The organism is Staphylococcus sp. FSL W8-0056 (genome assembly GCF_037963075.1).
GTDB classification, from domain to species: domain Bacteria; phylum Bacillota; class Bacilli; order Staphylococcales; family Staphylococcaceae; genus Staphylococcus; species Staphylococcus aureus.
Genome location: NZ_CP150142.1, coordinates 894,845 through 906,278 on the forward strand (window position 1 = coordinate 894,845; position 11,434 = coordinate 906,278).

Consider the following 11,434-nt stretch of genomic DNA (forward strand, 5'->3'; position numbering starts at 1 on the left):
TTATATTACAGCCTCATTATTTTAATGAATTTCTTAATATAAAGGGAGACATATATGATGAAAGATTTACCAATTATTGCATTAGATTTTGAATCAAAAGAAAAAGTAAATCAATTTTTAGATTTATTTGATGAATCATTATTCGTAAAAGTAGGTATGGAACTTTTTTATCAAGAAGGTCCTCAATTAATTAATGAGATAAAAGAAAGAGGCCATGATGTATTTTTAGATTTAAAACTGCATGATATTCCTAATACAGTTGGTAAGGCGATGGAAGGACTAGCTAAATTGAATGTTGATCTGGTAAATGTTCATGCTGCTGGTGGCGTAAAAATGATGTCTGAGGCCATTAAAGGATTAAGAAAACATAATCAACATACAAAAATTATTGCAGTAACACAGCTTACGTCAACAACAGAAGACATGTTACGACACGAACAAAATATACAAACATCGATTGAAGAGGCCGTTTTAAATTATGCCAAGTTAGCAAATGCAGCTGGTTTAGATGGCGTTGTTTGTTCACCTCTTGAAAGTCGTATGTTGACTGAAAAGTTAGGTACATCATTTTTAAAAGTAACACCAGGTATTAGACCTAAAGGTGCATCTCAAGATGACCAACACCGTATTACGACACCGGAAGAAGCAAGACAGCTTGGTTCGACGCATATTGTAGTCGGTAGACCGATTACACAAAGTGACAATCCAGTCGAAAGTTATCATAAAATTAAAGAAAGTTGGTTAGTATAATGGCTAAAGAAATTGCAAAATCATTATTAGATATTGAAGCTGTAACATTATCACCAAATGATTTATATACATGGAGTTCAGGTATTAAATCACCGATTTACTGTGATAACCGTGTTACGTTAGGTTATCCTTTAGTTCGAGGCGCAATCCGCGATGGTTTAATTAACTTAATTAAAGAACACTTTCCTGAAGTAGAAGTTATTTCTGGTACTGCAACAGCTGGTATTCCACATGCAGCTTTTATTGCTGAAAAATTAAAATTACCAATGAATTATGTTCGTTCATCAAATAAGAGTCATGGTAAGCAAAATCAAATCGAAGGTGCTAAAAGTGAAGGTAAAAAAGTAGTTGTGATAGAAGATTTAATTTCGACAGGGGGATCTTCAGTCACAGCAGTTGAAGCCTTAAAACAAGCAGGTGCAGAAGTATTAGGTGTTGTAGCTATCTTTACTTACGGTTTGAAAAAAGCAGATGATACATTTAGCAATATTCAACTACCTTTTTACACTTTAAGTGATTACAATGAATTAATTGAAGTAGCTGAAAATGAAGGTAAAATTTCTAGTGAAGATATTCAAACATTAGTTGAATGGAGAGACAACTTAGCATAATATAGACACTAGAAGGAGGAATTCAACAAATGAATGACAAAACATCTAATGATTTATATGGGAAGATAAAACATTGTAACGAATTTATCAATCATTCAAATGATTCCAATCTATCTAGTAGTCACGATGTCGACGAAAGTTCAACGAAGCAAAAACATATAAAAAATAAAACAACTATAGATCATAATGATGATTTATTTAAACATGTAAAGGATATATTACGTAAACAAGGACAAATTTAAAAACAAAAAAGCTATAGTGTTTAATATCAGGGGCTGCTTAACCGCATCCGAATATTACAAACACTATAGCTTTTATTATATAAAAAATTTATTAGCGGATAATTAACTTTATTAAAATCCAACCAATTAAGAATACGAGTAATAGGACTAATACTGGAATCACATAATGTAACATAACGTCCCTCCTTTAACTTAATTTTAATTGTAATCAAATTTGACAATAAGTCAAAACATTAATACCTATGATAAGTATCATTTATTAACATATGTATCATATTTTTAATCTTGCGTAATTTTTATCGTTAACTATGTGATTTAATCAACAGGCCAATAAGACGTTTGTCATTCGTGCACATAACGGTATGACGCGCTTTTGTCATTTTAATTATGTTAAGATAATAGTAGTTATAGAAGTTCGATCTATAGGAGGCATAGCATGGATATTCCAAAAATCACGACATTTTTAATGTTTAATAACAAAGCTGAAGAAGCTGTTAAACTATACACAAGCTTATTTGAAGATAGTGAGATTATAACAATGGCTAAGTATGGTGAAAATGGACCTGGTGATCACGGGACTGTACAACACTCAATATTTACATTAAATGGACAAGTATTCATGGCGATTGATGCTAATAGTGGCACAGAATTACCAATGAATCCTGCGATTTCATTATTTGTTACAGTAAAAGATACTATTGAAATGGAACGACTATTTAATGGATTAAAAGATGAAGGTGCCATTTTAATGCCAAAAACGAATATGCCACCATACAGAGAGTTTGCTTGGGTTCAAGATAAGTTTGGAGTAAGTTTTCAATTAGCATTACCTGAGTAAAAGGATTCGCACAGCGTTGAATGATAAAGAAACACTTTTTCTTATGCATGCGTTTTACCTATGTATTTCTATTTTAAGTACACATTAGCATTTTAGTTTCACTCATTTTTAAAATCACAAAGATAATTTGTAACTTAAATGATGATACGTTATTTAAAAACACGATACTTCGTTTCAATGAACGCATTAAATAATAAATAAACACCTCGCAAAAGAAAGTAGTCCTTTCTTATGGTGAGGTGTTTATTTGTCGACAACTTGATTATAATTGTTTCATTTTTTGAATAAGTTCATAATCAGGTGTAGCATACAAAGTTTTTTGATTGTCATATGTTACAAACCCAGGCTTTGCACCTGATGGTTTGTGCACATTTTTAATTAATGTGTAATCAACAGGTATTTGTCCAGAATTACCAGCTTTTGAAAAGTATCCTGCTAACATAGCCGCTTCCTTGATTGTCGTATCACTTGGTGCATCATTAAATATAACGACATGTGAACCAGGAATATCTTTTGTGTGTAACCATGTGTGAGTTTTTTTAGCTTTTTTATTTGTTAAATAATCATTTTGCTTGTTATTCTTGCCAACATATATATCGTCGCCATCAGTTGATACATAATGTTGTAATTGAATCTGCGCTTTCTTTTTCTTAGTTTGATTTTTACGCTGTTTCATAAAGCCTTGTTCTGCTAATTCATCTCTAATTTCATCAATGTCATGGACAGAAATATGATGTAATTGTTGTTCGATTGTTGAAAAATAATCTATATTATCTTTCGTCAATTGAATTTGATGTTGTAATTCACGTTCTCTCGTTTTCATACGATTATATTGTTTATAATAATATTGAGCATTTGCTGATGGGGATTTTGTAGGATTTAAAGGAATGACAACTTCTTCATTCGTATAATAATTCAATGCTGTCACTTCTTTATCGCCTTGCTTAATTCGATATATATTAGCAGTGATCAATTCACCATATAACTGTTCGGTATCTTTATTTTTAGACTGCTCATATTCTTCAATCAACTTCGCTAATTTATTTTGATATTTGTGCAACTGCTGTTGAACAAATCGAACTAAATCATTCGCACGTTGTTTAACGCGTTCACGTTCGCCACGCGCGTCATAAAAACGATCAAGTAAATCATTTAATGAATCGTACGTAACTGTATCATCATTAAATTGATTTAACTTTATAAAATAGAAATCCTCTTTACCTGTTTCATGATTTTTATGAAAAATAGGAGTAGGTGGTAACTTGGTTTCTGCCATTACTTCGTCGAATGCTTCTGGTAATGTTGATGAAGTCATAAATTGACGACGACTAACGATTTCATTCGTAATTAAAGGGCTAAATCCTTCAAACTGATTCAATAATTGTTTAGCAATATTACCTGCGTTAAAATCGATATATTTCAACACCTCTGCACCTGTAATATCATACGGATTTATTTTGTGCTGAGTAGGTGGTGCTTCATAATTAAATCCTGGCATTACTGTACGATAGTGATTCGTATTTGGTGTTAAGTGTTTAAATCCTTCAATTATTTTGCGATTTTCATCTACTAAAATTAAGTTACTATGTTTACCCATAATCTCAAGGATGACAGTGCGGTAAATAGTATCGCCAATTTCATCTTTACTCTTTATATCGATTTCAATGCGACGATCATTACCAATTTGCTTAATCGATTCGATAATACCACCTTCTAAGTGTTTTCTAAAAACACGCGCAAACATGGGTGGATTAAATGGATTATCATATTTTTTAGTAGTCAATTGTAATCTTGAAAAGTTTGGATGGATTGACAATAACAATTGATGGTTTTGTCTATTTTGACGTACAACCATTAGTATCGTGTCATTATCAGGTTGATTGATTTTGTGAACGCGTCCTGTTGTTAAAAATTGTAGAGACTCAACCATTTTCTTTGTAAATAATCCATCATAAGCCATAATTTATCTTCCACCTTCTTCATATCATTCGTTTCATTTTAACATGATTGTAACTTTTCGGTATAGTTATTGAACCATACATTATGCCACACATTTTACATTATCTAAAAGTTCGCAATTCAATTTATTTAATTAAAATTAATCGTGCAATATAACGATATTGTTAGACTTAATAGAAATTATGGCATGCAATTTCAAATATGCTATACAATATAAAGAACAATGTGATATCATATTTAAATAATAGAAGATTAGCTTAGAGAGGTCGTAAGGCATGGATAATGAAAAAGGATTGTTAATCGTTTTATCAGGACCATCTGGAGTAGGTAAAGGTACTGTTAGAAAACGAATATTTGAAGATCCAAGTACATCATATAAGTATTCTATTTCAATGACAACACGTCAAATGCGTGAAGGTGAAGTTGATGGCGTAGATTACTTTTTTAAAACTAGGGATGCGTTTGAAGCTTTAATTAAAGATGACCAATTTATAGAATATGCTGAATATGTAGGCAACTATTATGGTACACCAGTTCAATATGTTAAAGATACAATGGACGAAGGTCATGATGTATTTTTAGAAATTGAAGTAGAAGGTGCAAAGCAAGTTAGAAAGAAATTTCCAGATGCGTTATTTATTTTCTTAGCACCTCCAAGTTTAGATCACTTGAGAGAGCGATTAGTAGGTAGAGGAACAGAATCCAATGAGAAAATACAAAGTCGTATTAACGAAGCGCGTAAAGAAGTTGAAATGATGAATTTATACGATTACGTTGTAGTTAATGATGAAGTAGAACTTGCGAAGAATAGAATTCAATGTATTGTAGAAGCTGAGCACTTAAAAAGAGAGCGCGTAGAAGCTAAGTATAGAAAAATGATTTTGGAGGCTAAAAAATAATGTTAAATCCACCTTTAAACCAATTAACGTCACAAATTAAATCAAAGTATTTAATTGCAACAACTGCAGCGAAAAGAGCGCGTGAAATTGATGAACAACCTGAAACTGAATTATTAAGTGAATATCATTCATTTAAACCAGTTGGTAGAGCGTTAGAAGAAATTGCTGACGGTAAAATTCGCCCTGTTATTTCAAGTGATTATTATGGTAAAGAATAGTTTCGACCATTAAAAATATGTGAAGCTAGACGTACATCAAATACGTCAAGGCATATCCAAATCAAACGCACCTATGTAGGTGTGTTTTTTTAGTTTATCCAATGATTGATGTTATAATAATACTAAATTTGTATCTATAAAAAAGTAATGAGCATTTGTGCGCATATGATGATGTAAAGCGTAAATGTCATAGTGATATTTAAGGGAGATTGAATATGAAGAAAATATTATTAGCCGTTACAGGTGGCATTGCGGCATATAAAGCAATTGATTTGACAAGTAAGTTAACACAATCTGGGTATGAAGTTCGCGTTATGTTAACGAATCACGCACAAAAATTTGTGACACCATTAGCATTTCAAGCAATAAGTCGAAATGCTGTTTATACAGATACTTTTATAGAAGAAAATCCTTCAGAAATACAGCATATTGCATTAGGTGATTGGGCAGATGCAATCATTGTTGCACCTGCAACGGCAAATACAATTGCAAAATTGAGTGTAGGTATTGCTGATGATTTGGTGACATCAACGTTGCTAGCAACAGAGACACCGAAATTTATTGCGCCTGCTATGAATGTGCATATGTATGAAAATAAACGTACGCAGCAAAATATTAATATTTTAAAAGAAGATGGGTATCATTTTATCGAACCAGGAAGCGGATTTCTAGCATGTGGTTATGTTGCTAAAGGACGTATGGAAGAACCGCTTCAAATCGTTTCTGTTATTGATGCTCATTTTCAAAATAGTAATCGTTTAGCTAATAGTTCATTTCAAGATAAACGCGCATTGGTTACAGCAGGACCAACTATTGAAGTTATCGATCCAGTCAGATTTGTATCCAATCGTTCTTCTGGAAAAATGGGCTATGCAATAGCTGAAGCATTGCGAAATCGAGGAGCTATCGTGACGTTAGTTGCTGGTCCTACAACACTAGAGGATCCAAAAGATATTGAAGTTATTCATGTTCAAAGTGCTGAAGAAATGTTTGAACAAGTGACAAGCCGATTTGACGAACAAGATATTGTTGTAAAAGCAGCAGCCGTATCTGACTATACACCGGTTGATGTATTAGAACATAAGATGAAAAAGCAGGATGGTGATTTGTCAGTATCTTTTAAACGTACTAAAGACATTCTTAAATATTTAGGTGAACATAAAACATCACAGTATTTAATAGGCTTTGCAGCAGAGACTGAAGATATTGAAAATTATGCACAACAAAAATTACGCAAGAAAAATGCAGATGTGATTATTTCAAATAATGTTGGGGATATGTCTATCGGATTTAGTTCTGATGATAATGAATTGACAATGCATTTTAAAAATAATGAAAAGGTAAATATCAAGAAAGGAAAAAAAGTAGTATTAGCTGCACAAATTTTAGATGAACTAGAAACTAGGTGGCAATAATGATAGCGAAAGTCATAGTCGATGTCGCGTCGAAGAGCGTTGACTATAAATTTGATTATATAATTCCCGAACAACTCGAATCTGTCATCCAACCTGGTGTGCGTGTAATTGTACCTTTTGGACCAAGAACGATTCAAGGTTATGTAATGGAAGTAACAGCAGAACCTGATGCACAACTTGACGTTTCGAAGTTAAAAAAAATCATAGAAGTGAAAGATATACAACCAGAATTAACATCAGAATTAATAGCTTTAAGTGAGTGGATGGGTTCAACTCATGTCATTAAACGTATTTCTATGCTAGAAGTGATGCTTCCAAGTGCTATTAAAGCGAAGTATAAAAAAGCATTTAAGATGAAAGATGACATAGAGCTACCTTCAGCTTTATTACAAAAATTTGATAAGCATGGTTACTATTATTATAAAGATGCGCAAAAAAATAATGATATTCAATTGCTTATGAAGTTGTTAAAAGATGATATCGTTGAAGAAAAAACGATTCTCACACAAAATATAACTAAAAAAACCAAGCGTGCTGTTCGTGTCATTGAAGGGTATCATCCTGATGAAGTATTAGCTAAGTTGGAGAAAGTTATTAAACAATACGATTTGTATGCTTACTTGTCTGAAGAACAACATAAAACAATATTTTTAACTGATATTGAGGATATGGGCTTTTCAAAATCCAGTTTAGATGGACTTATCAAAAAAGGTTATGTTGAAAAATATGACGCGGTTGTTGAAAGAGACCCATTTAAAGATCGTGTTTTCGAACAAGAATCAAAACAGCAATTAACAGAAGACCAATATAAAGCATATGAAGCGATTAAAGCTAAAATTGTAAGCCAAGAGCAAGAAACATTTTTACTTCATGGTGTGACGGGATCAGGTAAAACAGAAGTATATTTACAAACGATAGAAGATGTTTTAAGCCAAGGAAAACAGGCGATGATGTTAGTTCCTGAAATCGCTCTAACACCGCAAATGGTTTTACGCTTCAAACGTCGATTTGGTGATGACGTTGCTGTATTACATTCTGGCTTATCTAATGGGGAACGTTATGATGAGTGGCAAAAAATTAGGGATGATCGTGCGAGAGTAAGTGTTGGTGCAAGGTCAAGTGTGTTCGCACCTTTCAAAAATTTAGGGTTAATCATCATTGATGAAGAACATGAATCTACATATAAACAAGAAGATTATCCGAGATATCACGCTAGAGAAATTGCCCAATGGCGAAGTGAATATCATCACTGTCCAGTCATTTTAGGAAGTGCAACACCATGTCTTGAAAGTTATGCACGAGCTGAAAAAGACGTTTATCATTTGCTATCATTACCAAACAGAGTGAACCAACAAGCTTTACCTGAAATTGATATAGTAGACATGCGTGAAGAATTGAGTGAAGGTAATCGGTCAATGTTTTCAAAAGATTTACGTGAAGCCATACAATTAAGATTAGATCGACAGGAACAAGTTGTTTTATTTTTAAATCGACGTGGTTATGCATCGTTTATGTTATGTCGGGATTGTGGATATGTACCGCAATGTCCAAACTGTGATATTTCATTAACGTATCATAAAACGACAGACTTATTAAAATGTCACTATTGTGGTTACCAAGAGACGCCACCGAATCAATGTCCAAATTGTGAGAGTGAACACATTCGACAAGTAGGTACTGGTACTCAGAAAGTTGAAGAACTATTGCAACAAGAATTTGAAGATGCGCGCATAATTAGGATGGATGTAGATACAACCTCAAAGAAAGGTGCACATGAAAAGTTATTGACTGAATTCGAAAAAGGTAACGGTGACATTTTACTAGGTACTCAGATGATTGCGAAAGGATTAGATTATCCAAATATTACTTTAGTTGGTGTGCTGAATGCAGATACAATGTTAAATTTACCTGATTTTCGGGCGAGCGAACGTACTTATCAACTATTAACGCAAGTGGCTGGTAGAGCTGGTCGTCATGAAAAGGCAGGTCAAGTCATCATTCAAACGTATAATCCAGATCATTATTCAATATTGGATGTTCAAAAAAATGATTATTTAACATTTTATCGTCAGGAAATGGAATATCGTAAATTAGGAAAGTATCCACCGTATTATTATTTGATTAATTTCACAATCTCACATAAAGAAATGAAGAAGGTTATGGAAGCATCGCAGCATGTTCATAAAATTTTATTACAGCATTTAACAGAAAAAGCGCTTGTACTAGGTCCATCTCCGGCAGCACTTGCGAGAATCAACAATGAATTTAGATTCCAAATTTTAGTGAAATATAAAAGTGAACCTGGATTATTACAAGCCATTCAGTTTTTAGATGACTATTACCATGAAAAATTTATAAAAGAAAAATTAGCATTGAAGATTGATATTGATCCACAGATGATGATGTAACATTACTAATTATTAGAAACAAGTTCAGTATGTACGAGTATTTGAACCAGTGTTTGAATATTTACTTTAAGTACAGAAAAAGGGCAGAATATACAACTGTTAACTATTTAAATTAGCAGTTTATATTCTGTCTTTTTATATGGCTTTATAACTTACGTGATTTTGGTTTGATAAGGAATTTATTAGTATTTTCATTTACGAATTCTGATTTTAATGCAAGCGCCATACTTACTGATGAATAAAAGTACTAATGATTAAACAAACTATTTTTAAATGGCAAATTGAAATAGTGCAAATTTTACACTTATAAATTAATGGCTATAAACTATTTTATATCTATCTATGTTTTAACTACTTAAATTATTAGACAAAACAATTTTCTTAAATTATCAATTAAAGTATTTAAAAATATTGATGGTTAATGTAAAATATCAATATAAATAAGTTTTTTAAATTTATGTATGTTTATTTGATTCAAACAAAATAACTTAAGAGGAGAAAGTTTATGAAAAAGACACTGGGATGTTTACTTTTAATTATGCTTTTAGTCGTAGCAGGTTGTTCTTTTGGTGGGAATCATAAATTATCATCAAAGAAATCAGAAGAATCAAAACAAGAAACTGTAAAAAAAGAATCGGAAGAAGAGAAAGATCCAGATTTAGAGAAATATGAAGAAATAGAGAAGAAAATGAAAGGAATTAAAGATGCGCCATCTCTTGATAAGTTGGATCCATTAATGACAGAAAAGTCGTTTACGAATAGTAAAGGGATTCAAGGATGGAAAGATTACAAAGAATTAATGGGTAAAGTGGAACTTGCAGATTATAGATTTACTAAAGATTCAAAAGGATCTTCAATAAAAGATGTTGATGCATTCTTTAAAGGTAAGAAAGGTATAAAAAGGAAAGTGATTGAAACACACGATGATGTAAAACAAGTTGATTATTGGTATGTAGATCCAGATGGAAAGAAAATTGGCAATTCAAACACACCTGTTTTTTACGCAGAAATTATGACAAAATATAAAGATGGAAAGTTAGTTTATGCATCAGTCGAACCAGGATCTTACGTAATACATAAAGATGATGCAATTAAATATGACGATTATTCTAAGTTAAAAAAATTAAGTCAGCTAACTAAACTTGATCATCCAAAACCAGTTCCATATAGCGTAGCTCAAATCAAATCTTTCGGAGTACCTTTAACAAGCGTTTCATTTATGACACATGGATCAAAGGATACTAAAGATGAAGTGTTGCCGGCATTGGCCTATTTCACTTTTTCACCAAAAAATTATGAAGACAAGTCTAATCCAGATCCAAAAGTTTTAAATTTAGTACATATGGATTTCTTAAATGCATCTAGTGATTTTGGTAACGCACATTTTGTTGTTTTAAGTAAATATATTAAAGAGTATGAATCAAACTATGAAACAGCGTCAGATGATTCTTTAAAATAGTATTTACTGTGTGAAAAATAAATAGTGTACTACATTAAATAATCGCAATAATAATCCCGATAAACAATCAGCATTACTGCTTATCATATAGAGTTCGTAATAACTATAACTCTATGATTCGCAAATAATAAATGATTGTCATCGGGATTTATTTTTATCAATTTATAAAGTGACATTACCTTGTTCATCAGCAGGTTTGAAAACAGTAATCACTGCACTAATAATTGCTAAAATGTGTGGGATACCTGTCCAACAGAATATTAAGTGTAGAATACCTTGCATATTCTTGCCGGCATAAAATTTATGAATACCAAAACTACCTAAGAACAATGCTAATAAAATATAAATAACTTTGTTTACTTGCATTTCTTTCCCTCCAGTTGAATTGCTTATAATGTCATTAGCTTCTCTTTTTATTATACCCACTTTTAGTTCAAACATTCTAGTTTAAGCATTCCCAATCATCTAAATTTCAGTTATTCATTCCTTACAATAAATTTAGGATTACACTTCAGTTGCATTGTATTATTTTACGTGTGAAATATACGTAATGAATCACATGACAATCTTCAAATTGAAAAATATACATTCTATGATGTAAGGTCGCATTTTTAATATATTTACGTTATAATAGT

Annotated in this window: 11 protein-coding genes; 9 read left to right on the plus strand and 2 right to left on the minus strand. The window is 31.9% G+C overall.

Annotated features, from left to right (window positions below; genetic code table 11):
- Positions 1–57: 57 nt before the first annotated feature.
- The 4 genes from pyrF (at position 58) to NSS86_RS04630 (ending at position 2,441) form a co-directional block, all read left to right on the plus strand.
- Positions 58–750 carry an orotidine-5'-phosphate decarboxylase gene (pyrF, locus tag NSS86_RS04615; RefSeq protein WP_000654067.1) on the plus strand — a complete coding sequence of 231 codons (693 nt, stop codon included), beginning with the start codon at positions 58–60 and terminating at the stop codon, positions 748–750.
- Positions 750–1,361 carry an orotate phosphoribosyltransferase gene (gene pyrE / locus NSS86_RS04620; RefSeq protein WP_001040248.1) on the plus strand — a complete coding sequence of 204 codons (612 nt, stop codon included), beginning with the start codon at positions 750–752 and terminating at the stop codon, positions 1,359–1,361. The genes pyrF and pyrE overlap by 1 nt, the downstream gene beginning before the upstream one ends.
- 29 nt (positions 1,362–1,390) lie before the next feature.
- Positions 1,391–1,603, plus strand: coding sequence for a hypothetical protein (locus NSS86_RS04625; protein WP_000998557.1), 213 nt, complete (start codon positions 1,391–1,393; stop codon positions 1,601–1,603).
- A 436-nt stretch (positions 1,604–2,039) separates the two neighbouring features.
- A complete protein-coding gene (locus tag NSS86_RS04630; protein ID WP_000354180.1) occupies positions 2,040–2,441 on the plus strand; it encodes a VOC family protein in 402 nt (133 codons plus the stop codon).
- A gap of 262 nt (positions 2,442–2,703) precedes the next feature.
- On the opposite strand, the gene NSS86_RS04635 is transcribed toward NSS86_RS04630, so the two are convergent.
- Positions 2,704–4,401, minus strand: a complete 1,698-nt coding sequence (locus NSS86_RS04635) for an NFACT family protein (protein ID WP_000312768.1) — start codon at positions 4,399–4,401, stop codon at positions 2,704–2,706.
- 274 nt (positions 4,402–4,675) lie between these two features.
- On the opposite strand from NSS86_RS04635, the gene gmk reads away from it, so the two are divergent.
- From gmk to NSS86_RS04660, 5 genes are all read left to right on the plus strand, one after another.
- A complete protein-coding gene (gene gmk, locus NSS86_RS04640; RefSeq protein WP_000368226.1) occupies positions 4,676–5,299 on the plus strand; it encodes a guanylate kinase in 624 nt (207 codons plus the stop codon).
- Complete coding sequence (gene rpoZ / locus NSS86_RS04645; RefSeq protein WP_000933956.1) at positions 5,299–5,517, plus strand: DNA-directed RNA polymerase subunit omega; 219 nt, start codon at positions 5,299–5,301, stop codon at positions 5,515–5,517. The genes gmk and rpoZ overlap by 1 nt, the downstream gene beginning before the upstream one ends.
- A gap of 215 nt (positions 5,518–5,732) precedes the next feature.
- Positions 5,733–6,932: a bifunctional phosphopantothenoylcysteine decarboxylase/phosphopantothenate--cysteine ligase CoaBC gene (coaBC, locus tag NSS86_RS04650; RefSeq protein ID WP_000722165.1), complete on the plus strand. Its 1,200-nt coding sequence runs from the start codon at positions 5,733–5,735 to the stop codon at positions 6,930–6,932.
- A complete protein-coding gene (gene priA / locus NSS86_RS04655) occupies positions 6,932–9,340 on the plus strand; it encodes a primosomal protein N' (protein ID WP_000560839.1) in 2,409 nt (802 codons plus the stop codon). The genes coaBC and priA overlap by 1 nt, the downstream gene beginning before the upstream one ends.
- 505 nt (positions 9,341–9,845) lie before the next feature.
- Complete coding sequence (locus tag NSS86_RS04660; RefSeq protein WP_000751704.1) at positions 9,846–10,799, plus strand: hypothetical protein; 954 nt, start codon at positions 9,846–9,848, stop codon at positions 10,797–10,799.
- A gap of 162 nt (positions 10,800–10,961) precedes the next feature.
- Here NSS86_RS04660 and NSS86_RS04665 read toward each other — a convergent pair whose 3' ends face one another.
- Complete coding sequence (locus NSS86_RS04665; protein WP_001198024.1) at positions 10,962–11,165, minus strand: TM2 domain-containing protein; 204 nt, start codon at positions 11,163–11,165, stop codon at positions 10,962–10,964.
- Positions 11,166–11,434 lie beyond the last annotated feature (269 nt).